Origin of the sequence: Flavobacterium psychraquaticum, assembly GCF_034497725.1 — a bacterium.
GTDB classification, from domain to species: Bacteria; Bacteroidota; Bacteroidia; order Flavobacteriales; family Flavobacteriaceae; genus Flavobacterium; species Flavobacterium psychraquaticum.
Genome location: NZ_JAXKVR010000026.1, coordinates 106,420 through 130,503, shown reverse-complemented (window position 1 = coordinate 130,503; position 24,084 = coordinate 106,420). Strand labels below are relative to the sequence as shown.

The following is a 24,084-nucleotide window of genomic DNA, read 5'->3' as shown; positions in this document are numbered from 1 at the left end:
ATGAAGAAGATTTTAATTGTAGATGACGAGCCAAACATTGTAATGTCATTGGAATATACATTCAAAAAAAACAACTACGAAGTATTCATTGCTCGTGATGGGCAAGAAGCTTTAGATATTTTAAAAACCAACTTTCCAGACGTTATAATTTTAGATATTATGATGCCAATGGTTGATGGATTTGCCACTTTAGAACAAATTAGAAAAGACGATAATTTGAAACATACTAAGGTGTTATTTTTATCGGCTAAAAATAAAGCAAGTGATATTGAAAAAGGATTGGCTTTAGGTGCCGATGCCTATATGACAAAGCCTTTTACGATTAAAAAGGTAGTCGAACAGATTAGTGAGTTACTAGTTTAAAAGAAATAGAAGGCTAAGGAAACTTAGTCTTTTTTTATGGTTATAAAACTATAGCTATTTTGCAAGAATAATTCATTTGGCGTTCTTTAATTCTTTAAATTTACGAATCAAATAGTAACGAATACCAAACTATCCCTATGAATTATCAAGAATTTTATAAGAAAAGTACTGAATCTTCAGAAGATTTTTGGAAGGAGCAAGCCCAAAAGATTGATTGGTTTAAGAATCCCGAGACGATTTTATCTAATGATGCTAATGATTATCCGCTTTGGTATGCCGATGGCGAGCTAAATGCTTGTTATTTAGCAGTTGATAAACATATAGAAGATGGCTTTGGCGATCAAATTGCTATTATTTATGACTCGCCAGTAACTCAAACTGTTAAAAAGTATACATATAGTGAAGTAAAGTTGGAAGTAGCTAAGCTTGCCGGAGGTTTATTATCCTTAGGACTAGAAAAAGGAGATACCGCAGTAATTTATATGCCAATGATTCCACAAGCTGCTTTTGCAATGTTAGCTTGTGCTCGTATTGGCGTTACGCATTCGGTAGTATTTGGAGGTTTTGCACCGCACGAACTAGCTATAAGAATTGACGATTGTGAACCAAAATTAATCATTACGGCTTCTTCAGGAATTGAAATTGATAGATTAATTGCTTATAAACCACTTGTTGATGATGCCATTGAATTAGCAAACTTCAAACCTGAAAAAGTATTGGTTTTCAATAGAAAGTTAGGAGCAAGAGTTCCCTTCAAAAAATATGATGTCGATTATGACGCTTTAGTTTATGGTTCAGAAGAAACGGATTGTGTTCCAGTCAATGCAACGCATCCATTATATGTTTTATACACTTCGGGAACAACAGGAAAACCAAAAGGAATTGTAAGAGATACAGGAGGTTATGCAACAGCGCTTAAATATTCAATGCAATACATTTATGATGTACAACAAGACGAAGTTTTCTGGGCAGCTTCCGATGTGGGTTGGGTTGTTGGGCATAGTTTTATCGTTTACGGTCCATTAATAAACAGAAATACGACGATTATATTTGAAGGAAAACCAATTCGCACACCCGACGCAAGTACGTTTTGGCGAGTAATTGAAGAGCACAAAGTAAGCGTAATGTTCACAGCACCAACAGCAATTAGAGCTATTAAAAAGGAAGATCCAAATGGCGAATTTATTAAAAAATATGACTTAGCATCATTAAGAATTTTATTTTTAGCAGGCGAACGTTGTGACGTGGCAACTTTAGAATGGGTTAACCAACATATTCCGGTTCCTGCAATTGATCATTGGTGGCAAACAGAATCAGGCTGGCCAATGATTGCAAATATGATGGGAGTGGAGCGTTTGCCAATAAAACCAGGTTCTTCCGGAAAAGTAGTTGCAGGTTATGATGTGCGAATTTTTAATGAAAACGGACAAGAATTAGGTTCAAATGAAGAAGGTTATGTCGTAATTAAATTACCATTACCTCCTGGAACTTTATTGGATTTATGGAAAGATAATGAGCGATTTAAAGCCGGTTATTTGAATAAATTCCCAGGTTATTATTTCTCAGGAGATGGCGGTTATAAAGATGAAGAAGACTATATTTTCATAACGGGTCGTGTTGATGATGTAATAAATGTGGCCGGACACCGATTATCTACTGCAGAAATGGAAGAAGTAGTGGCTTCTCATCCTTCGGTTGCTGAATGTGCTGTAATTGGAATAAACGACGATTTAAAAGGTCAAATTCCGTTGGCATTAGTGGTTGCAAAATCAGGTGAAGAAATTGAGCGTTTTCAATTACAATATGAAGTAGTTAAGCTAGTTAGAGATACAATCGGAGCCGTTGCTTCTTTACGAGATGTAGCGATGGTAGAACGCTTACCAAAAACAAGATCGGGTAAAATTTTAAGAAAAATGATGCGAAGCATTGCCGATGGTGAAGAATTTCAAATCCCATCCACAATCGATGACGAAGCTATAATTGATGAAATTAGAGAAGTTTTATCAATTGCTAAAATCGGATATTTTAAATAGTTCAACTAAAATATATAAATTCATGCTACTTTTTGAATTTCAAATTTCAATTTTACAGTTTATACAAGCTATATCTATTTTGCAAAATAATATGAAAATCAAAAAATAGATTAGTTATATTTACATAATCAAATAAAAAACACACTTAAAAATGAGTTATTATAAAATACACGATTTAGAGAACTATTTTAAAATGTATAAAAAATCAGTACGGGAACCCAGAAAATTTTGGGATCGTATTGCTGATGAAAACTTTGTTTGGTACCAAAAATGGGACAAAGTTTTTGAAGTGGATATGCAAGAGGCTAATTTTAAATGGTTTCTTAATGCTAAAGTGAATATCACTAAAAACTGTATTGACAGGCATTTGGCAAAAAGAGGTACGAAAACAGCTATTATTTTTGAACCAAATGATCCAAATGAACAAGCTTTACACATTTCGTATAATGAATTGTATGAAAGAGTTTCTAAAATGGCTAATGTGTTGCGTGGTCAAGGCATTCAAAAAGGAGACCGAGTTTGTATTTATTTACCAATGATTCCTGAATTATCGGTCGCCATATTAGCTTGTGCTCGAATTGGAGCCATACATTCAGTTGTTTTTGCGGGATTTTCATCCACAGCTGTTGCAGCAAGAATTAACGATAGTGAATGTAAAATGGTAATTACTTCAGACGGAAGTTATAGAGGTAATAAATCAATCGATCTAAAGGTAATTGTCGACGAAGCTTTAGAAAAATCTCCTTGTGTAGAAAAAGTATTGGTGGTAAATAGAACAAACACGCCAGTAACAATGAAAGAAGGTCGTGATATTTGGTTACAACCTTTATTAGATGAAGCAATGGGAACAAGCGTTGCCGAAATTATGGACGCAGAAGATCCGTTATTTATCTTATATACTTCAGGTTCGACTGGGAAACCAAAAGGAATGTTGCATACAACAGCAGGATATATGGTTTATACGGCATATACCTTTAAAAATGTATTCAATTACGAAGAAAATGATGTGTATTGGTGTACAGCCGATATTGGTTGGATTACCGGACACTCGTATATTTTATACGGACCACTTTTAAACGGGGCAACAACAGTAATTTTCGAAGGAGTTCCTTCTTATCCAGACTTTAGTCGTTTTTGGGAAGTGATTCAAAAACATCAAATTACTCAATTTTATACCGCTCCAACGGCCATTCGTGCACTAGCTAAAGAAAGTTTAGACTATGTTCAAAAATTCAAATTAGATTCTTTAAAAGTAATTGGATCGGTTGGAGAACCAATCAATGAAGAAGCTTGGCATTGGTATAACGACCACGTAGGAGGAAAGCGTTGCCCGTTAGTAGATACTTGGTGGCAAACGGAAACTGGTGCGATTATGATTTCACCAATTCCGTTCGTAACGCCAACAAAACCAACTTATGCTTCGTTACCATTACCGGGAATTCAACCTGTTTTAATGGATGATTTACGCAATGAAATTGAAGGAAATCAAGTAAATGGAAGTTTATGTATTAAATTCCCGTGGCCGTCAATGGCTAGAACAATTTGGGGTGATCATCAAAGATATAAGGAAACGTATTTTACAGCTTTCCCAGGTAAATATTTTACTGGAGATGGAGCTTTACGCGATGAAGTTGGTTATTACAGAATCACAGGTAGAGTAGATGATGTCGTAATTGTTTCTGGACATAATTTAGGAACTGCACCAATTGAAGATGCAATCAATGAACATCCAGCTGTAGCGGAAAGTGCTATTGTAGGATTTCCACACGATATTAAAGGAAATGCTTTGTACGGATTCATTATCTTGAAAGAAAGTGGTGAAGGACGTGATAAAACTAACTTAGCAAAAGAAATTAACGAGATGATTTCTAATCAAATCGGACCGATTGCAAAATTAGATAAAATTCAATTTGTGAGTGGTTTACCAAAAACACGTTCTGGTAAAATTATGCGTAGAATATTACGTAAAATTGCAGAAGGAGATTTTTCAAACTTTGGAGATACTTCAACACTGCTCAATCCAGAAATTGTAGATGAAATTAAAGAAGGGAAGCTATAAGCTTCCTTTTTTTTACAACATACTTGATAAAACAAACGTTGCTACAATCCATAAGACAATAGATAAAATCCCACCAATTATAAAAAAGTGCTTGAATTTATAAATATTCAGCCCATAAATAATCGTATTGGTTTGAAATCCCATTGGCGTAAAGAAACTAAAGTTCGAAGCAAATAATACTGCTAATATAAAGGGTTTTACAGGCAAATTCATACCTTGAGCTAAGGCAATTGCAATAGGAGTAATAATGATTGCAGTCGCATTATTAGAGACAAAACCACTAATAATCATTGTTGTTAAGAATAAAATTCCAATAACAAAATACGGCTTTTGGCCTATACACAATTCTAATAAATTAGCAGTTAAGAATTTATCGGCACCACTATTTGCCATAGCAATTCCTATTGGAATCATTCCGGCTAAAAGGAAAATAATTTCCCAGTTTACTTTTTTATAGATATTTCCTAAGGTAATACAATTAAAAACAAGCAATAAAGCACAACCAATTAATGCACTAGTTATTATAGGAACAATACTCGTCGCCGCTAATCCAATCACTAATAGTAGAATTGAGAAAGTAATATTTCTTTTAAATTTAGAAGTTTTGATTGTAAAATCGAAATCTCTATTTACCGTCATATATTCCGATGAACTAAATTCAAAATACCTTTTCTCTGGAATTTCTACCAAAAGTTGATCGCCTAAGTTTATCGTTTGGTCATTAATTTTAACTTGCATCATTCGCTCATAAAAATTGGGCAAATTCGTTCTTTTTCGAAATCCCAACGGCTTCGCACCATTAATCATATAACTTTTAATATCCGAAAATCGTTTATTGATCAATGCCGAACCGGGCAAAACTACTAAATCAACAATTTTGGTATAATTTGCTTCTTTGTGCTTTTCGTTCGTACTAATTTCAATTTCATTCTCTTCCAATGTATGATTAACCAAATAGTGCTCCGAATTCTTCATATCAAACAAAGATTTCGCATCACCACTTATTACGAAGATATCACCTGCTTTAATTTTAATATATTTCCCCGGAGATTTTGTGGTATTATAGTTTCTAATTAACTTCAAAATCTTGATTTTATCATCTTTAAATAAAACCGTTTCTTCTAATGTTTTATCAATTAATTCCGAATCATCTTTAATCTGAACTGTAGTTAAATAACGATTATTTTTGTCCAATACATCTAAATCATCTGAATTTCCGGTTGGCAACAAAAAGGATAAAGCAGTTACTACCACAATACCAATTACCAAAAATAATACTCCATATTTTGTAAACTCGAAAAAAGTAAACGGATCCAAACCTTCTTTTTTGATAACAGAATTCACAATTAAATTGGTAGAAGTTCCCATCAAAGTACAACTTCCGCCTAAAATTCCAGCAAATGATATGGGAAGTAACAATTTACCTTTCGGAATCTTATAATTTCGAGCTAAATCGGTAATAATTTTAATGAAAACAATTACAACAGCAGTCGTACTAATAAAACTAGAAACCGTTCCAGTAATGAACATAAACAAAGGAATAATCAGGAGAAGCGGTAATATTTTTAACTTCTGGAGTCCTTGTGAAAGCCAAGAAATTACACCATTATCTTCCAAACCAATGGCAATAATCATCAAACATAATATAGATATTGTAGCCGGACTCGAAAATCCACTAATCGCTTCTTCTGGACTTAAAAGCCCTACAAACAATAAGCTAACCATTATGAAAAATGCAATTTTATCTACAGGAAATACCTCTAAGGCAAATAAAACCACAGACGATAAAAGAACAGTAAATACAATGATAATTTCTATTGTCATAGTCTAATAATTTTTATTAAAAGTATCTACTTTACTGTACTTTCTTTTATGAAATTACAAAAACAATTTATATTATTACCATATCCTTTGCTATATTTGGTTTCCCTAAAAATTAAATATGAGAAAGATTACATTACTGTTGGTTTTGAGTATGTTTTTTCAACTAAATCATACCTATTCACAATCTAAAAGAAAGAAAAAAGAATTAGCAGAAAAAGAGCAGTTACTTAAGTTCCAAGCCGACAAGAAAAAAGAGGTTAAAATAAAAGATTACAATCAAGTAATTACTAAAGGTGCAATTTCAGATGAAGGTTTATTTAAAAGTCATAAAGTAGATAATAAATATTATTTCGAAATTCCAAATGTGCTTCTAAACAAGGAAATGTTATTGGTAAGTAGAATTTCTAAACTTCCTTCTGGACTTGGTGGAGGCTATGTCAATGCGGGTTCTTCGGCAAATGAACAACTGATAGTTTGGGAGAAATTTCAAGATAAAATTTTAATAAAAGTCAAATCTTTTGCTTCAATAGCAAATGATAGCTTGCCGATTAATATTTCTGTAAAAGCGAATAATTACGAACCAACTTTGTACGCATTTGATATCGTTGCTTTTGCTAAAGATTCTTCAGCCGTTGTGATTGATGTAACAAAATTTTATTCTTCTGATGTGAAAGCATTAAGTGGTTTAACATCTCAGATGCGTGAAACTTACAAAGTAAAAAGTTTAGATGATTCAAGAAGTTTTATCACTTCGGTAAAATCATTTCCACTTAATATTGAAGTGATACAAGACTTTACTTATGTTGCTTCGAATCCTTCTGTTTTACAAAATACAGAAACGATTAGTTTACAAATGAATCAATCAATGATTTTATTGCCCGAAATTCCAATGCAACCAAGACTTTTTGATAATCGTGTTGGATGGTTTACAGTAAATCAATACGATTATTCTAGCGAAGCATTAAAATCAGATAAAAAGACATTTATCAGACGATGGCGCTTGGAACCGAAAGACATTGATGCTTACAATCGTGGCGAATTAGTTGAACCAATTAAACCAATTGTGTATTATTTAGATCCTGCAACGCCCGAAAAATTAAGAAAATACATCAAAGCTGGAGTAGAAGAGTGGCAAAAACCGTTTGAAAGTGCGGGCTTTAAAAATGCTATTATTTGTAAAGATGCGCCAACAAAAGAAGAAGATCCTGATTTTAGTCCAGAAGATATTCGATATTCTGTAATTCGTTATGTAGCAAGTACAACACGAAATGCCGTTGGACCAAGTGTCTCAGACCCAAGAACTGGTGAAATTATTGAAAGTGACATTATTTGGTATCACAATCACTTGCGATCGTATAGAAATAGATATTTATTAGAAACTGGCGCTGCGAATGAAAAGGCAAGAACGTTAGACACTTCCGAAGAGGATATGGGCGAAATGATGCAAATGGTTATTGCGCACGAAGTGGGGCACGCATTAGGTTTTCCGCATAATATGGGAGCAAGTTGTGCTTATGATGTGGAGAATTATAGAAAACCTGCTTTTACTAAGAAAATGGGAATTTCAGCAAGTATAATGGATTATGCGCGCTACAATTATATTGCGCAACCTGGCGATAAAGATGTGCGTTTTATTCGTCAAATGGGTCCCTATGATTTTTATGCTACAAATTGGGGCTATCGAAAAATTCCAAATGCAACCACGCCAGAAAGTGAAGTTAAAATTTTAGACCAGTGGATTGAAGAAAAAGCAAACGACGTCACTTATAAATTTGGAAACCAAGGCAGTAGTTTCGATCCAAGTTCACAAACCGAAGATATTGGGAATGATGCAATGAAAGCTAGTACTTATGCTTTAAAAAATTTAAAAATTGTTGCTGATAATTTAGAAAATTGGACTAGTTTAAAAACAAATAACTACGAAGATGTAGAAGAATTATATGATGAATTATTAGGATGCTGGAACCGTTATGTGGGCCACGTAGCGACAAATATTGGCGGCGTTTACGAAACTTATAAAAAACCAAATCAAGCTGGTGAAATTTATAAAAATGTACCAAAAGTAAAACAGCAAGAAGCTTTAAAATGGTTGCAAGAAAATGCTTTCAACAGTCCAACCTGGTTGGTGAATACTACTATCTTAAAAAACACAGCTTATACGGGTTACATTGAGAAGTTTAGAGTTTTACAAGTTCGTGTTTTAAATAAAATTTTAAGCTTAGAAACATTAGGAAGACTTCAAAATGCAACAGTAATTGACCAAAATGCTTATAAACCATTAACATTTTTACAAGAACTTAGAACTGGAATTTGGAATGAATTAAATGCCAATCAAAACACAACTATTTACAGAAGAAATTTGCAAAGAGCTTATATTGAACGAATGGAATTTTTAATGAAAGAAGAGTTTAAAAACAACAATTCTAAAGAAAGTTACAATGTATCACAATCTGATGTTAGAGCTTTAGTTCGTGGCGAATTATCCACACTAAAAAAATTAATTCAAACTAAAAAAGGATTGCAAACAACAACTGAAAACAACTTTCATTTAGAAGATTGTTTGGCTAGAATTAATGCTATATTAGATCCGAAATAATTAAAATTCATATTATTATCTTAAAAACTGCTTCAGAAAAGAAGCAGTTTTTTTTTATTAAACGCTTGTTAATTTAAATAGTTTGATATTTGTTCACTTAAAAATTCATACTTTAGTAAAATGAATTCAACTTACGACGTTTCTATAATTGGTGGTGGTTTAGCAGGTTTAACAGCCGCTATCGATTTACTGAATAGAAATTTTAAAGTAATTGTCTTCGAAAAAAACGAATACCCAAAACATAAAGTATGTGGCGAATTCATCTCCAATGAAGTTTTACCTTATTTAGAAAATTTAGGTTTAACTATCGAGTCACTTCAGCCAACACATATTTATAAAACCGAGTTATCAACGCATTCTGGAAAGATAATTGAAACAAAATTACCTTTGGGCGGATTTGGTGTAAGTCGCTATAAGTTAGATGCTTATTTAGCTGAAAAAGTCCTAGAATTAGGAGGGAAGATAGTTTTCGAAACCGTTAAAACTATTGACTTTTCTGAAGATATTTTTACGATTATAACACAATCCAATGAAGTTTTTCACTCAAAAGTTGCGTTAGGAGCTTTCGGAAAACGTTCTAATTTAGACATCGAATTGAAGCGAAAATTTATCCAACAGAAATCGCCTTGGTTAGGTGTAAAAGCACATTATGCAGGAGATTTTGCAAATGATTTAGTTGGATTGCATAATTTCGAAGGAGGATATTGTGGCGTTTCAAAAGTGGAAGATAATGTGATTAATATTTGCTATTTAGTTCAATTCGAATCGTTTAAGAAGTATAAAAATATTGCAGAGTTTCAAGAGAATATCCTTTTTCAGAACAAAAATCTTAAAAAAATATTGAAAGAAAGCAAAATGATTTTCGATAATCCATTAACGATTAGTCAAATATCATTTGAAAACAAACCAAAAATTGAAAATCACATTTTAATGTTGGGCGATTCGGCTGGTTTGATTCATCCTTTATGTGGAAACGGAATGGCAATGGCGATTCACAGTGCAAAAATTGCCAGCGAATTAGTTGCCGATTTTCTAAATAATAAAATTTCAAGAACAAATTTAGAAGTCAATTATACTTCAATTTGGAATAAAACGTTTAAAAATAGATTAAGATTTGGAAAATTTTTATCCAAACTGCTCTTAAATCCGTATCTATCTAAAGTAACAATGAATTTGTTGTTAGTATTTCCTTTTTTATTGCCGATAATAATTAAGAAAACGCACGGAAATCCATTATAAATGTCGACAACAATAACAACTTCAAAAAGCAATTTATAAGATGGCAATTAGCACAAAATATCGAACTGAAGAAGAGGAAATTATGGACGATTTCTCGCTAGAAGGTGAAGAACTTCGAGATGCTTTGGATAAAATTGCTTCTATAAATCAGTTTTTGGGAGGAAATAAACTAACTTTACAAGGAGTCAAAAAGTTAATTCACACAAATGACGAAATTACAATCGTTGATGTGGGTTGCGGAAATGGCGATATGTTGCGAGCTTTGGCTGATTTTGCAACGAAAAATAACTATAATTGCAAGCTAATCGGAATCGATGCAAATGCTTTTACAATTGATTATGCTATCAAACTATCCAAAGAATATCCAAATATAAGCTACAAATGCGAAGATATTTTTAGTGAACCTTTCAGTCAATTGAATTATGATATTGTGTTGTGCACCTTAACATTACATCATTTTAAAAACAATCAGATAGATTACTTATTACAATTATTTCAAAAGCAAGCACGAATAGGAATCGTTATTAATGACTTACATCGAAATATAATTGCTTACCGAGCGTTTCAATTGATTTGCTTCTTCTTTCGCTTAAACAGAATGTCCAGAGAAGATGGTTTAATTTCCATTTTAAGAGGTTTTAAAAAACAAGAATTAATCAATTTTTCAGAACGAAATCAATTTAAAAATTATACCATTCATTGGAAATGGGCCTTTCGCTACCAATGGATTATTAAAAAAATCTAGATATCCATAAATCTTAATAGCTAAAAATCTATATTTTATGCCAGTTAAAATAATAAATGTTGCTACACAATTACCCGATTTCTCTCGAGAAACCAAAGATATCTTGCCTTTTTTAGATAGTTGGTTAGTAAATCAAGACGATCGATTCAAGCGGAAAGTCAAAAAGATTTTTGAAGGAGCAAACGTGGATAAACGGTATTCCATTATGGATCCTGCGGAAGTTTTTTCGTTATATTCTTTTGAACAGCGAAATGCCATTTATGCACGAAAAATGATTGTTTTAGGTGAAAAAGTACTTAAAAAAGCATTAGATAAAGCCAATTGGGAACCAGAAACCATCGATTATATTATTACGGTAAGTTGCACCGGAATTATGATTCCGTCAGTAGATGCTTATTTGATTAATAAATTGAATTTGCGTCAGGATATCGTGCGTTTGCCGGTTACTGAAATGGGTTGCGTTGGCGGTGTTTCAGGCATTATTTATGCCAAAAATTTTCTTAAAGCAAATCCTAATAAAAGAGCGGTTGTAATTGCGGTCGAAAGTCCAACAGCGACCTTTCAATTAGATGATTATTCGATGGCAAACATTGTGAGTGCTGCGATTTTTGGTGATGGAGCGGCTTGTGTTTTACTTTCTTCGTATGAAAATGAAGTGGGGCCAACCATTGTTGATGAAGCGATGTATCATTTCTATGATAAAGAAAATATGATGGGTTTTGAACTGACTAATAATGGTTTAAAAATGATTTTAGATATCGAAGTTCCCGATACGATTGAAGAACATTTTCCGGCTATAATTCATCCGTTTTTAGAGCGAAATAGCTTAAAAATAGAAGATATTGATCATTTAATATTCCATCCGGGTGGAAAAAAAATCGTTAATTTAGTCGAAGGCTTATTTTCCGATTTAGGAAAAAATATTAATGATACAAAAGAAGTGCTTCGTTTATATGGAAATATGTCGAGTGCCACAGTTTTATACGTTTTAGAACGAATAATGGACAATAAACCAAAAGACGGAGATAAAGGCGTAATGTTGAGTTTTGGACCTGGTTTTACAGCTCAAAGAGTTTTATTAGAATGGTAATGACAAAAGCAGAAATTATAACGAAATTACCTTATTCCAAACCTTTTTTGTTTGTGGATGAAATTTTAGCAATCAATGAAAATGGGGTAGAAGGAACGTTTACTTTTGATGCGAATTTAGATTTTTATAAAGGCCATTTTAAGAATAACCCAATAACACCGGGCGTTATTTTAACGGAAACAATGGCTCAAATTGGTTTGGTTTGTTTGGGAATTTATTTAAATGAAGGAAAAGAGATTCAAAACATCGGATTTACATCTTCCGAAGTGGAGTTTTTGAAACCGGTGTATCCAAATGAAAAAGTAACAGTAATTTCTGAAAAAATATATTATAGATTTGGGAAACTGAAATGCAAAGTAAAAATGCTAAATGAGAAAAAGCAAGAAGTTTGTTCTGGAACTTTGTCGGGAATGATTATTTAGGAAAGGTTATATGTTCTAGGTTGTATGTTGTAAGTTTTATTTTGATAATAAATAATAGTTTTTAGAATTTAGAACTGACCTTGTAGTTGATATTGTTTTTTGTAATTGTAATTGAAATTTGAAAAAAAGAGTCGTCATAACAGGTTTAGGAATTGTTGCTCCAAATGGAGTAGGACTTGACGCGTTTATGAATGCGATAAAAAATGGAATTTCAGGAATTAAGTTTGATGCGGAATTAGAACGTTTAAAATTTTCGTGCCAGATTTCGGGAACTCCAGAAATTTCGGAAGAACTTAAAAGTAATTATTTTAGTGATTTAGAATTAAGAAATTTTAACTCGACAGGTATTTTATATGGTGTAATTGCAGGTTTAGATGCTTGGAAAGATGCAGATTTACCTATTGAAAATAACGAAAACCCCGATTGGGAAACCGGAACGATTTTCGGAACAGGAACTTCGGGAATTGAAAAATTTAGGGAATCGATTTATAAAATTGACGCTTTTGAAACCAGAAGATTAGGAAGTACGGCTGTTGCACAAACTATGAACAGTGGAATTTCGGCCTACTTAGGTGGAAAATTAGGTTTAGGAAATCAAGTTACAACCAATTCATCCGCTTGCACAACAGGAACTGAAAGCATTTTAATGGGTTTTGAACGCATCCAACAAGGAAAAGCCAAACGAATGTTGGTCGGAAGCACGAGCGATTCTGGTCCATATATTTGGGGTGGATTTGATGCGATGAAAGTCTGTACTTTTAAACATAATGAACAACCTGAAAAAGGCTCACGACCAATGAGTGCAACCGCTTCCGGATTTGTTCCAAGTAGTGGAGCAGGAGCTTTGGTACTAGAAGAATTAGAATCGGCTTTAGCTCGTGGAGCTCGAATATATGCCGAAATTTTAGGTGGAAATGTAAATTCTGGCGGACAACGTGGAGAAGGAACAATGACAGCTCCAAATTCGGTGGCCGTTCAGAAATGTATTACCGATGCTTTGAAAGATGCCAACGTAAATCCAAATGAAATTGATGCCATAAACGGTCACTTAACGGCAACTTCAAAAGATGCGTTGGAAATTAAGAATTGGAGCGAAGCTTTAAACCGAAAAGGAATTGATTTTCCGTATATAAATTCATTAAAATCGATGGTTGGCCATTGTTTATCTGGTTCGGGAAGTGTGGAAGCTGTGGCAACTGTACTTCAAATATATAATAATTTTATTTTTCCCAACATCAATTGTGAAGATTTGAACAAAGAAATAAAAGCGATCATTTCGGAAGAGAAAATTCCACAAAAAATGATTCAAAAAGAACTAAATATAGTCGCAAAAGCAAGTTTTGGATTTGGCGATGTAAATGGTTGCCTTATTTTTAAAAAGTATTAAAAAAGTATATTGTAAAGTGTATATTGTACACTGATTTAAATAAAAAAAATATGAATAAAGAAGAAATAATAGAAAAATTGAAACCAATCGTTAAACCATTTGTGAAAGACGAAAACGCTTTTAATTCAATTACCGAAAAAACACATTTTATTACGGATTTGAATATCAATTCGGCCAATTTAGTAGATATTGTTTTAGATGTTGAAGAAGCATTTGGAATTGAAATTGACAACGATTCAATGGAAAAAATGTTAGATTTAGGAAATACAATTGCTATCATTCAAAACAAATTAGCAGAGAAATGATTGGAAATGATGTAATTGATTTGGTGCTCGCGAAAAAAGAAAGCAATTGGAAACGCAAAGGCTTTCTAACTAAATTATTTACATCATTTGAGCAAGAATTAATCGCGAAAGCAACAAATCAAGAAGAACTGGTTTGGATGCTTTGGAGCATAAAAGAAAGTGTTTACAAGGCTTATCAAAGAATTAACTATAACGAAGGATTCTATCCAACCAAAATCGAAATCTTAGAAATAAACGCTAAAAATGAATCTGTTGTTCAGTTATTTGACACTTTATTTTATGGAAAAACCACTAGTGATTCCGATTTCATAAAAACAATTGTGGTTTTAAATAAAGCCGATTTTGAACGAATTGAAAAAGTAAATACTTCCGAATATAAAAAAGATGAAAAGGGTTTACCTATAACTTTAAATTCAAACAAACCTATATCCGTAAGTCATCACGGAAGATTTAAAGAAATTATAGTTTTAAATTAATACTTTAAATTTCTAATTTTCGCTTCAATTTTAAAAATAATAAGGCCGTGATAAAAGCATCACCACTTGCGGTATGTCGGTCTGATTTTTTAATTTTATAAATAGTACATAATTCATCCAAGGAAGTATGTTGTTCATAAGGTAAATACTTCAATTTCTGATACATAATATCGGTATCCATTGACTGATTTTTAAGTTTTCCCAAATCTAAGCGTGTTAAACTTTGATTAATCATTTCAATATCAAAATCTACGTGATGTCCTACTAATGTTGCATCTTTTACAAACTCTAAAAAACGAATTACAGCTTCAGCTTCTACAATTTTTTCTTCTTTTCCTTCGCGTAAAATTCCGTGAATGGGAACCGTTTCTGCTTTAAAAACTTCTTGTTGCAGGAAAACCTCTAAATAATCATTGACAATTATTTCATTATTTTGAATCGCAACCGCACCAATTGACAAAATTCGATCTGATTTATAATCTAATCCTGTAGTTTCGCAATCAAATACCACATAACGCTTTTCTTTGCTCTGATTTTCTTCAAAGTAAGTAAGATAGGTTTCCCAAAATTTCGGATGTTCTTTAATTATTTTATTAAACCAATTTAAGCTCATATTATGTAAAATAAGTTAATTGAAAACGATTTTTAATCACTTCTTGAATATCATTAATTGGTTGGAAATCATTCTTAAGTTTTAGTTTATCTAATTTCGATAACTCGTTTAAATTCAGATATCTACCATCGGAATCATTTTGCAAACCTTCTTCGGTTCTAAACTTTAATAATTCGGCAAAAGCATCGGCACAAGCTTCATAAATAGGAGCATTTTGAGGTTCTAATTCGGCTAGTTTTGCATATCTTGAAAGTGTATTCGATACATTTTTTATTCCTTTGCTTAAGGCTAAAATTCTAGCAGAATCAATCAAAGGCATCAAAGCTCTTGCTTTTAAATCAAACGTATCTTTGTGTTCGCCGTCATTTTCGACTAAAAACTGTCTAAAAAAGCCTAAAGGCGGTGGATTTTTCAATGCATCGGCACCTAAATAAGCAAAAAACAACTGATTATCATTGCTTTCTTCGTGAATGGTTTTAGTAATTGCATCAACCAAAGCTTCAGAGCCATAAACAAAATCGTAATCAAAGAAAATCGTGCAATGTAAAATACCTTTTTCGCCTGGCGTATTAATCCAACCTTTGAATTGATTTTGCCAATCCGTAACTGATTTACACCACAACGGATTACTTGCCATCATTCCAGCTGGACAATAAATATAGCCGACTTTATTTAATGTTTTGGTAACTTTTTCGGCTAATTCTATATAATATTGTTTCACCAAATCATATTGTTCTTCGGGAACATCTTCAAAAACAATTGCATTATCTTGATCTGTCATTAAAAGTTGCTCTTTTCTACCTTGACTTCCCATATTCATCCAAGCAAATTGGGTTGGAGGAGGAGTTCCTATTTTTTCAATCGCCAATTCGATCGCACGCGTTGTAATCGCTAAATTAATTTCACCAACAATCGATGTAATATGTTGAATAGGCACATTTTTATCCAAAGAATGCTGAATTAAATCAGATAATTTGAATCTAACTTCTTTTAAATCTGCAGATTTCATTGCTCTTTTACATTGTTTCAATAAAACACCAGGATTATTGGCTTGAGCGACAACAATATCGTGTTCGGTAAGAATTCCGGTGATTTCTGAATCTCTTGAACCATCTTTGGTAACACATAAATGCGAAACATTATTTTTCAACATCATAATTTGGGCTTCAGCTAAAGATAAGTTATCGGCAACCGTAATTACGGGCGAAGACATAATTTTATCAATCGTAACATCAATCCCGAATAAGCCAGTAGCAATTTTCGATCGTAAATCTTTATCCGTTACAATACCGATTGGTTTTCTATTTTCGTGAATAATAATACTTCCAATTTTACTACTAGACATTGTTTGTGCTACATAGCGAACAATATCAGATGGAGATGCCGTAATTGGATTCTCGGTGTATTTTATAGGCTGATAATAATGAATTTCAGCATTTTGATCATTATAAATGACATTTTCTGAAATCAATTTTCCTTTGTTATTTTTATCGTAAGGATTTCGAGTGTTTGAAGCAAAACTTTCTAATAAGAAACTTAAAACAGGTGGATTTGATGCTACATAAGGTGTGAAAATGTCAATAGGAATCGCATAAACAATACTTTCTTCACGAGCTTTTGCCGTCATTAAGTAATTATCTCTGGCAAAAAACGGACGCAATCCTAAAATATCACCTTCATCACATTTATCAATTAAAACATCATCACTATCCGAAGTTACTGATAATCCAACAGCACCGGAATTCACCACATAAAAAAAGCTGTGTGTAGCATCGTTAATTTTAAATAAAAGTTGATTTTTTTCAAGATACAAAACTTTTGAACTGTTAGCTATTTTTAATAAATCATGATAAGGCAAACTTGAAAAAGGTGGATATTGCTTCAGAAAATCGGTGATACGTTCTGCTATAGAATTTTTCATAGAAAGTATATTTAGGGACGAAGGTACAAAATTAGGTTTATTTCTTATTAGCGTATTTCTAAATATTCTATTTTACATAATGTATATTATAATTCAATAATATATTATCAAATAAGACTAAAAAACGTTTGTATTTATAGCTCAGAAAGTTTAGATTTGTACCATTATTAAATAAGTCATGGAAAACAAACAAGCCCTTAAACTAATTGAAAAGATTCAAAAAGAGATATTACAAAATAAATTAGTTCTTACAGATGCTGTAGCTGATTTGAAAAAAGTAAGAGAAATAACCTTAGAATTGAATAATCCTGTTGTTACAAAAGCTTTACGATTAGCTTACGAACATTTAGAATCTAACGACGCCTTTTTAATAGGAATTCCAGACGACGAGCCAGTTGACGTCAAAGATGCTGTTGTAGTAGCAAATATCTCCGAAGAAAATAATTTAGAAAGTTTAAATTACTTTCTAACTTTATTCACAGATTTAAGTAAGAAAAATAACATCTTAGACTTAAAAGAATATAACAAAGCATTTTTAGCGTTTTAATTAAAAAACTCTATTTTACATAATTTTAAAATCGATAGTATTTCTATCGATTTTTTATTTTTATTAACGTTATAATGTGTTTTAATAGCTTATTTTTGCTCAAAATTTTTAATAATGTCGAAAGTTAGAAAGCCTAAATATAAATTACTACACCAATATTATAAATATACTGGTTTTTACTCCTTCATTTGGGAAGGAATTCGTAAGGCAATTATTCCGACAGTCATAATTGTCGCTATCTTATTTTACGTAAATTACGAAGTAATTAATCTAAATGATGGATTAATTTATTTAACAAAAAACTTTAGTGATTTATTTATTTTTTCAGTTTTCTTAGCCTCTGAAACTATTTTAGGCTTAATTCCGCCGGATATTTTCATTGCTTGGACCAAAAACACCGAATCACCACTACTCTATTTAACTATTTTAGCATTTTTATCCTACTTAGGAGGTGTAATTGCATATTTCATTGGAATGGCTATTGCTGCAATTCCATCTGTAAATAACTATTTGTATGGAAAAATGACCAAACACATTATTAATATGCAAAAATGGGGTGGATTCTTAATCGCTGTTGGTGCCTTATTACCATTACCATTTGCTATTGCATGTTTGGCAGCAGGAATGATTAATTTCTCACGGAAGCATTTCTTCTTATTTGCTTTATTACGTTTTGGACGATTTATAATTTATGGATTTGTAATTTATTCCGCTTTATCATGATGAAATCATTTAGATCAATTGCTTTATTAGAAGGACTTTCAACTATAGCTTTATACTTTTTTGCGATGCCAATGAAATATATTGCAGGTGATCCCATTTACGTTAAAAACATTGGAATGGCGCACGGAATTCTTTTTGTTTTATACATTCTTTTTGCTTTTTTTAACAAAAGTCAAGAAAAGTGGACGCTTAAAGAATTTGCAATTATTTGTGCTGCATCGTTGTTTCCATTTGGCACCTTTTATATTGATAAAAAATATTTACAACCTAAACAAGCGTAAAGCGTGATAATTTTTAACTGGGCATATCAACTATTTAAAAAATTAGATTTTAGTAATGATGTTTCGCTATATCTAAATCTATTTGTAAACCTTGTTATATTAATATTGGTTGCCTCTTTGTTGGATTTTATCTTTAAAAAAATATTTATCGTTGTTTTAGCTATTATTGCTACTCAAACTAAATCTAGTTTTGACGATTTTTTGGTAGCTAATAAAACAGCTAAATACATTGCGCACTTGGTGCCGCTTTTATTTATATATAAAACGGTTCCTGTAATATTAAGCAAATTTACTTATTGGGAAGATTTTTTTGAAAAAGGTGTAAAAATCTACATAATTATTCTTTCTCTTTGGATAACTAGAAGTATTTTTAATTCACTGAAAGATTATTTAAAACACAAACCCAGATTTAACGACAAACCAATTGATAGTTACATTCAAGTAATTATGATTGTGTTGTGGGTCTTTGGCATAACTGCTTTTGTCTTGATTATGTTTAATACAACAATGAAAACGTTGTTGACAACTTTCGGAGCAATTTCGGCCTTGATTTTCTTGATTTTTAAAGATACAATACTTGGATTTGTGGCTAGTATTCAGGTTTCAGTGAATGATATGGTTCGAATTGGCGATTGGATTACGATGGACAAATTTGGCGCCGATGGTGATGTGATTGAAATTAATCTCGCTACAGTAAAAGTTCGAAATTTTGATAATACTACCACAACCATTCCAACGTATAGTCTAATTTCTGATAGTTTTAAAAACTGGAGAGGAATGCTTAATTCTGACGGACGTCGTATTAAAAGACACATATTAATAAAAGCACATTCTATAAAATTCATTACGCCAGACGAAATAGAAAAATATAAAGAAATTCACCATTTGACTTCTTATATCACGCACAGACAAGCGGATATTGACAAATATAATGCAATCAATAATGTCAATAAATCAACAATTGTTAACGGTAGAAATTTAACTAATTTAGGTTTATTTCGAAAATATATCAATCAGTATATCATCTCGCATCCCGGAATAAATAAGGAAATGACAATGATGGTTAGACATTTGCAGCCTACCGAAAACGGAATTCCTTTAGAAATTTATTGTTTTTCAAAGGACAAACAATGGGCTAATTATGAGCATATTATGGCTGATATTTTTGATCATACGATCGCGTCGATTCCTTATTTTGATATAGAAGTATTTGAGATTATTAGTACTTCAAATGCAAAACCACATAATTTATAGGCCTTCAAGTAATTGGAGGTTTTTTATTTTTACCTTTAAAGATTAAATTCAAAACTATGAAAACGAAAGACGAAGCACTATTAGAACTTAGAGGAACTGCGCTGGGAATTACTAACGAAGATTCAAGTGCCGAAGAACGCTTTCAAAATCAAACTTTACGTCCCATTTTAAAACTTCAAAATGAATTACTTTTGGAGGTTTTTATTAATTATGCGAAAGTTCAGAAAGGAGTATTTTTTGAATTATCTCTTTCGAAAAAACAACTTTATATTGAAAATGCACTTCAAAAAGACGTAAAGTTTAGTAATTCTTTAAAAGGAATGATAATTGGTTTGTTTACGATTGCTGAATATAAAGAATACAGCCTAAACACTTCGAATATCAATAAAAGAATCGGGAATTTGTTGATGGAACGTTTTAAAAGTCAAATGCAATTGCTTGAAAAATTATAAATTATGTTATTTGCTGAAGTAAGTTTATTGGAACAAGAATGTTATACCAATTGTGATTTTACTATTAAAAATACAATTCTGGATTCTGAAAGTATAGAATATAATGCCAGTTCATTTCTTTTAAATGAACACAAAATTATTTATAGAAAATCCAAAGAAACTCCAAAGAAAATGGGGCAATTTGTCACTTTTTGGAAAAGAAGTGAACTTGGACCTATAGAACCTTATAATGAAAATGACGATTTTGACTTTTTCGTGATTAATTGTTCCACAAGTACTCATTTTGGCCAATTTGTATTCCCAAAAGCCATTTTAATTAAGAAAGGAATTATTTCTTCTGCCAAAAAAGAAGGAAAACGAGGTTTTAGGGTTTATCCAAGTTGGGATTTAACAGTTAGCAAGCAAGCTCAAAAAACACAAGCTTGGCAAAATAATTATTTCGTACAACTATCTGAAACTATGCATCTAGATTCTTTAAAGAAATTATATCTTAATAAATAGATTCGCCATTTAAATCGGTACTAAGCACTTCACTGATGTAATCAAAAAACGGACGCATTGCTTCAAAGGTTTTTAGGACTTCATCTTGAAAATTAGGCGCTAAAACTTCTTTATCCGAAAAATTTCGCGTTAATAAATATTGTTTTTTGCGAAGTAAATCGATGGCAGGATGCGTTTTATCAAATCCTTTTGGTGCTGTTTTTAACTCCTCGCCTTTCAATTCTTCGAAATAACTTTGAAATGTTTTATCAGCTATAAGTGTTCTCATTTCCTCGTCATCCAATTCAATTTCCTTACGAATTCGATTCAAATCGGCAGGATTTGGTTCCCAAAAACCACCACCTACAAAGCTTGCTCCTGGTTCAATGTGCAAATAATAACCACCACGAAGTAAAGGTTTTGTTCTTGTAAATCCCGCACTGAAATGATTTTTATAGGGCAATTTATTTCTAGAAAATCGCACATCACGATAAATTCTAAAAATCTGAATTCGCTCAATACTATCAATTTTGCCTAAATTTGCTCCTACTTCATTGAAAAATGATTTAGCAATTTTTTGCTCTTCTTCAAATGCTTTTTTATTTTCAGCAAACCATTCACGATTGTTATTTTCCTGAAGAATTTTAAGAAAATCTAAAACTGATTTTTGTAACATAATTCTATTTTTTAATGCGATCGTCAATGAATTCGATTTGGGTTTTTCCGTGTGATTTTGGTTTTTCGTCATCGCCTAAATTCACCATAGTAATGTTTTCAATCGTAATAATAGTAGCCCGAGTCATCATATTGCGTACTTCACATTTTAAGACTAATGATGATCTTCCAAATTTTACAACATCAATCCCAATTTCAACAATATCGCCTTGTTTGGCTGCACTTGTAAAATTAATTTCACTCATATATTTGGTCACCACTTTCGCATTTTCCAATTGAACAATCGCGTACAAAGCAGCTTCTTCGTCAATCCAAGCTAATAATTTACCTCCAAAAAGAGTTCCGTTTGCATTTAAATCTTCGGGCTTAATCCATTTTCTAGTATGAAATCTCATTTTTATTTTAAAGATACAAAAGTTTAGGAAATTGCCGAAAATTAGAGCTTTTTTTAACCTTTGATTATTACTTTTCTCTTGTTTTAAGGACTTCCACTACATCATTCAACTGAAATCCTTTTGCTTGCAATAAAATTAAATAGTGAAACAATAAATCAGCACTTTCAGATAAGAACAAATCGTCGTTATTGTCTTTAGCTTCAATTACAACTTCAACAGCTTCTTCGCCTACTTTTTGAGCAATTTTATTGATTCCTTTAGCAAATAATGAAGCTACATAACTCGATTCAGAATTAGCATTTTCCTTACGTGCTGCAATTGTATTTTCTAATTTTGAAATAAAACCATATTCCTGATTGTTAGCTTCTTGCCAGCACGTATTTAAACCCGTATGACAAGTTGGTCCAACTGGATTAACCTGAATCAAAAGCGTATCAGTATCGCAATCATTTTTGATAGAAACCAATTCTAAGAAGTTGCCACTTTCCTCGCCTTTTGTCCATAATCTGTTTTTAGAACGGCTAAAAAATGTTACTTTTTTTGTCTCCAAAGTTTTATCAATCGCCTCTTGATTCATATAACCCAACATCAAAACATTTTTAGTTTCATTGTCTTGAATGATCGCTGGAATTAAGTTGTCTGTGTTTTTTGTGAAGTCTATTTTCATTTTTTTTTTAACATTTAAGTCATATAAGTTGTTTTGAATATGTACAAGTTTATATTCTAACTGCTATTTTTCTATCCTCTAAAAACTGTTTCAAAACTGGAATTTCAATTTCTTTAAAGTGAAAAACACTAGCTGCCAAAGCGGCGTCTGCTTTACCATTTGTGAAAGCGTCTGCAAAATCTTGCATTGTTCCTGCTCCTCCCGAAGCAATAATGGGAATATTTACTATTTCTGATAGTTTTGCTAAAGCTTCATTTGCAAAGCCATTTTTTGTACCGTCGTTGTCCATAGAAGTGAAAAGAATTTCGCCTGCTCCTCTTTGCTCAACTTCTTTTGCCCAATCAAATAAGTTTAATTCTGTTTCAACTTTTCCACCAACTAAATGTACAATCCAATCGTTGTTAATCTTTTTAGCATCGATTGCAACTACAACACATTGATTTCCAAATTTTCGTGCTAATTCATTGATTAATTCAGGTCTTTTTACGGCTGATGAATTGATGGAAACTTTATCGGCTCCATTTTTAAGCAAGATTTCAACATCTTCAATTGATGAAATTCCACCACCAACAGTAAACGGAATATTAATGTTTTGTGCTACTTTTCGAACCAAATCAACTAAGGTTTTTCGACGTTCTTCTGTGGCTGAAATATCTAAGAAAACGAGTTCGTCTGCTCCAGTTTCTGCATGTTTTTTTGCTAATTCAACCGGATCTCCTGCATCTTTTAGGTCTACAAAATTCACACCTTTTACGGTTCTTCCATTTTTAATATCCAAACACGGAATTATTCTTTTTGTTAGCATTTTTATTGATTTAAGATGAAGTTTTCTAATTGTTTTAAAGTAATTCGGCCTTCGTAAATTGCTTTTCCGATGATGGTTCCTTCGCAACCTAATTCGGCTAATTTTGGTAACTCATCAAAAGTGGAAATTCCGCCTGAAGCAATTAATTTTACATTTTCACAACTTGAAAGAATGTCTTTATAGAGTTCAAAACTCGGACCTTCCAACATTCCATCTTTTGCGATATCGGTACATATTACATACGAAATTCCCTCTTTTTGATAGTTTTGAATGAACGGAATTACTTCTTCGTTACTTTCTTCCAACCAACCTGAAACCGCTATTTTCCTGTTATTAGCATCAGCTCCTAATATGATTTTATCTGAACCATAGGTTGTAATCCAGTTTTTAAAATCATTCGGATTTTTCACTGCAATACTTCCGCCAGTAATTTGATTGGCACCACTTTCAAAGGCAATTTTTAAATCAGCATCAGACTTTAATCCGCCACCAAAATCAATTTTTAGTTTGGTTTTTGAAGCTATTTGCTCTAATATTTTATAATTTACAATCTGGCTGGATTTGGCTCCGTCTAAATCTACTAAATGTAAATATTCTATCCCGCTGTCTTCAAATGATTTCGCAACTTCAAGCGGATTTTCGTTGTATATTTTTTTTGTGTTGTAATCGCCTTTCGACAAGCGAACACATTTTCCTTCAATTATATCTATGGCTGGGATGATTCTCATATTG

Annotated in this window: 25 protein-coding genes; 17 read left to right on the top strand and 8 right to left on the bottom strand. The window is 32.1% G+C overall.

Going from position 1 to position 24,084, the window contains the following annotated elements; all coding sequences use genetic code 11:
* The 3 genes from T1L09_RS05640 to acs all read left to right on the top strand — a co-directional run bounded on the left by T1L09_RS05640 (position 1) and on the right by acs (position 4,455).
* Complete coding sequence (locus T1L09_RS05640) at positions 1–363, top strand: response regulator transcription factor (RefSeq protein ID WP_322549980.1); 363 nt, start codon at positions 1–3, stop codon at positions 361–363.
* Positions 364–500: 137 nt separating this feature from the next.
* The gene (locus T1L09_RS05635) at positions 501–2,396 is read left to right on the top strand and encodes an acetate--CoA ligase (protein WP_322549979.1); all 1,896 of its coding nucleotides are present in this window, start codon (positions 501–503) and stop codon (positions 2,394–2,396) included.
* Positions 2,397–2,547: 151 nt separating this feature from the next.
* The gene (acs, locus tag T1L09_RS05630; protein WP_322549978.1) at positions 2,548–4,455 is read left to right on the top strand and encodes an acetate--CoA ligase; all 1,908 of its coding nucleotides are present in this window, start codon (positions 2,548–2,550) and stop codon (positions 4,453–4,455) included.
* Between the two features lie 12 nt (positions 4,456–4,467).
* Here acs and T1L09_RS05625 read toward each other — a convergent pair whose 3' ends face one another.
* On the bottom strand, positions 4,468–6,279 hold the full coding sequence (locus T1L09_RS05625) for an SLC13 family permease (RefSeq protein WP_322549977.1): 1,812 nt from the start codon (positions 6,277–6,279) through the stop codon (positions 4,468–4,470).
* 118 nt (positions 6,280–6,397) lie between these two features.
* Between T1L09_RS05625 and T1L09_RS05620 the strand changes: the two genes are divergently transcribed.
* From T1L09_RS05620 to T1L09_RS05585, 8 genes are all read left to right on the top strand, one after another.
* The gene (locus T1L09_RS05620) at positions 6,398–8,875 is read left to right on the top strand and encodes a zinc-dependent metalloprotease (RefSeq protein ID WP_322549976.1); all 2,478 of its coding nucleotides are present in this window, start codon (positions 6,398–6,400) and stop codon (positions 8,873–8,875) included.
* 120 nt (positions 8,876–8,995) lie between these two features.
* Positions 8,996–10,114 carry an NAD(P)/FAD-dependent oxidoreductase gene (locus T1L09_RS05615; protein ID WP_322549975.1) on the top strand — a complete coding sequence of 373 codons (1,119 nt, stop codon included), beginning with the start codon at positions 8,996–8,998 and terminating at the stop codon, positions 10,112–10,114.
* Between the two features lie 40 nt (positions 10,115–10,154).
* The gene (locus T1L09_RS05610; RefSeq protein ID WP_322549974.1) at positions 10,155–10,859 is read left to right on the top strand and encodes a methyltransferase domain-containing protein; all 705 of its coding nucleotides are present in this window, start codon (positions 10,155–10,157) and stop codon (positions 10,857–10,859) included.
* A 37-nt stretch (positions 10,860–10,896) separates the two neighbouring features.
* Complete coding sequence (locus tag T1L09_RS05605; protein WP_322549973.1) at positions 10,897–11,949, top strand: type III polyketide synthase; 1,053 nt, start codon at positions 10,897–10,899, stop codon at positions 11,947–11,949.
* Positions 11,949–12,371, top strand: a complete 423-nt coding sequence (locus T1L09_RS05600) for a 3-hydroxyacyl-ACP dehydratase FabZ family protein (RefSeq protein WP_322549972.1) — start codon at positions 11,949–11,951, stop codon at positions 12,369–12,371. The genes T1L09_RS05605 and T1L09_RS05600 overlap by 1 nt, the downstream gene beginning before the upstream one ends.
* Before the next feature lie 118 nt (positions 12,372–12,489).
* Positions 12,490–13,758 carry a beta-ketoacyl-[acyl-carrier-protein] synthase family protein gene (locus T1L09_RS05595; protein WP_322549971.1) on the top strand — a complete coding sequence of 423 codons (1,269 nt, stop codon included), beginning with the start codon at positions 12,490–12,492 and terminating at the stop codon, positions 13,756–13,758.
* 50 nt (positions 13,759–13,808) lie between these two features.
* Positions 13,809–14,063: an acyl carrier protein gene (locus T1L09_RS05590; protein WP_322549970.1), complete on the top strand. Its 255-nt coding sequence runs from the start codon at positions 13,809–13,811 to the stop codon at positions 14,061–14,063.
* Positions 14,060–14,539, top strand: a complete 480-nt coding sequence (locus T1L09_RS05585) for a 4'-phosphopantetheinyl transferase family protein (RefSeq protein WP_322549969.1) — start codon at positions 14,060–14,062, stop codon at positions 14,537–14,539. Before T1L09_RS05590 ends, T1L09_RS05585 begins: the two co-directional genes overlap by 4 nt.
* A gap of 4 nt (positions 14,540–14,543) precedes the next feature.
* Here the strand turns inward: T1L09_RS05585 and T1L09_RS05580 are convergent, their stop codons facing one another.
* Both T1L09_RS05580 and T1L09_RS05575 read right to left on the bottom strand, forming a co-directional pair.
* Positions 14,544–15,152 carry a 3'-5' exonuclease gene (locus T1L09_RS05580; protein ID WP_322549968.1) on the bottom strand — a complete coding sequence of 203 codons (609 nt, stop codon included), beginning with the start codon at positions 15,150–15,152 and terminating at the stop codon, positions 14,544–14,546.
* A 1-nt stretch (position 15,153) separates the two neighbouring features.
* Entirely contained in the window at positions 15,154–17,073 is a 1,920-nt protein-coding gene (locus T1L09_RS05575; protein ID WP_322549967.1) for a DUF294 nucleotidyltransferase-like domain-containing protein, read from the bottom strand.
* A gap of 178 nt (positions 17,074–17,251) precedes the next feature.
* Between T1L09_RS05575 and T1L09_RS05570 the strand changes: the two genes are divergently transcribed.
* The 6 genes from T1L09_RS05570 to T1L09_RS05545 all read left to right on the top strand — a co-directional run bounded on the left by T1L09_RS05570 (position 17,252) and on the right by T1L09_RS05545 (position 20,831).
* Entirely contained in the window at positions 17,252–17,620 is a 369-nt protein-coding gene (locus tag T1L09_RS05570) for a hypothetical protein (protein ID WP_322549966.1), read from the top strand.
* Between the two features lie 114 nt (positions 17,621–17,734).
* Entirely contained in the window at positions 17,735–18,343 is a 609-nt protein-coding gene (locus T1L09_RS05565) for a YqaA family protein (protein ID WP_322549965.1), read from the top strand.
* Positions 18,340–18,624 carry a DUF3817 domain-containing protein gene (locus T1L09_RS05560; protein ID WP_322549964.1) on the top strand — a complete coding sequence of 95 codons (285 nt, stop codon included), beginning with the start codon at positions 18,340–18,342 and terminating at the stop codon, positions 18,622–18,624. Before T1L09_RS05565 ends, T1L09_RS05560 begins: the two co-directional genes overlap by 4 nt.
* Before the next feature lie 3 nt (positions 18,625–18,627).
* On the top strand, positions 18,628–19,878 hold the full coding sequence (locus tag T1L09_RS05555; protein ID WP_322549963.1) for a mechanosensitive ion channel family protein: 1,251 nt from the start codon (positions 18,628–18,630) through the stop codon (positions 19,876–19,878).
* A gap of 56 nt (positions 19,879–19,934) precedes the next feature.
* Positions 19,935–20,330 carry a glyoxalase gene (locus T1L09_RS05550; protein WP_322549962.1) on the top strand — a complete coding sequence of 132 codons (396 nt, stop codon included), beginning with the start codon at positions 19,935–19,937 and terminating at the stop codon, positions 20,328–20,330.
* A gap of 3 nt (positions 20,331–20,333) precedes the next feature.
* Complete coding sequence (locus T1L09_RS05545) at positions 20,334–20,831, top strand: MepB family protein (protein WP_322549961.1); 498 nt, start codon at positions 20,334–20,336, stop codon at positions 20,829–20,831.
* Here T1L09_RS05545 and T1L09_RS05540 read toward each other — a convergent pair.
* From T1L09_RS05540 to hisA, 5 genes are all read right to left on the bottom strand, one after another.
* Positions 20,821–21,486 (bottom strand): DUF2461 domain-containing protein, encoded by a 666-nt coding sequence (locus T1L09_RS05540; RefSeq protein ID WP_322549960.1) that lies wholly within the window; start codon positions 21,484–21,486, stop codon positions 20,821–20,823. The two genes, T1L09_RS05545 and T1L09_RS05540, sit on opposite strands and share 11 nt — an antisense overlap.
* A 4-nt stretch (positions 21,487–21,490) precedes the next feature.
* The gene (locus T1L09_RS05535; protein ID WP_322549959.1) at positions 21,491–21,880 is read right to left on the bottom strand and encodes an acyl-CoA thioesterase; all 390 of its coding nucleotides are present in this window, start codon (positions 21,878–21,880) and stop codon (positions 21,491–21,493) included.
* A gap of 67 nt (positions 21,881–21,947) precedes the next feature.
* Positions 21,948–22,547, bottom strand: coding sequence for a bifunctional phosphoribosyl-AMP cyclohydrolase/phosphoribosyl-ATP diphosphatase HisIE (hisIE, locus tag T1L09_RS05530; protein ID WP_322549958.1), 600 nt, complete (start codon positions 22,545–22,547; stop codon positions 21,948–21,950).
* A gap of 49 nt (positions 22,548–22,596) precedes the next feature.
* On the bottom strand, positions 22,597–23,352 hold the full coding sequence (gene hisF, locus T1L09_RS05525; protein ID WP_322549957.1) for an imidazole glycerol phosphate synthase subunit HisF: 756 nt from the start codon (positions 23,350–23,352) through the stop codon (positions 22,597–22,599).
* A gap of 2 nt (positions 23,353–23,354) precedes the next feature.
* Entirely contained in the window at positions 23,355–24,080 is a 726-nt protein-coding gene (gene hisA, locus T1L09_RS05520; RefSeq protein ID WP_322549956.1) for a 1-(5-phosphoribosyl)-5-[(5-phosphoribosylamino)methylideneamino]imidazole-4-carboxamide isomerase, read from the bottom strand.
* Between the last annotated feature and the right edge of the window lie 4 nt (positions 24,081–24,084).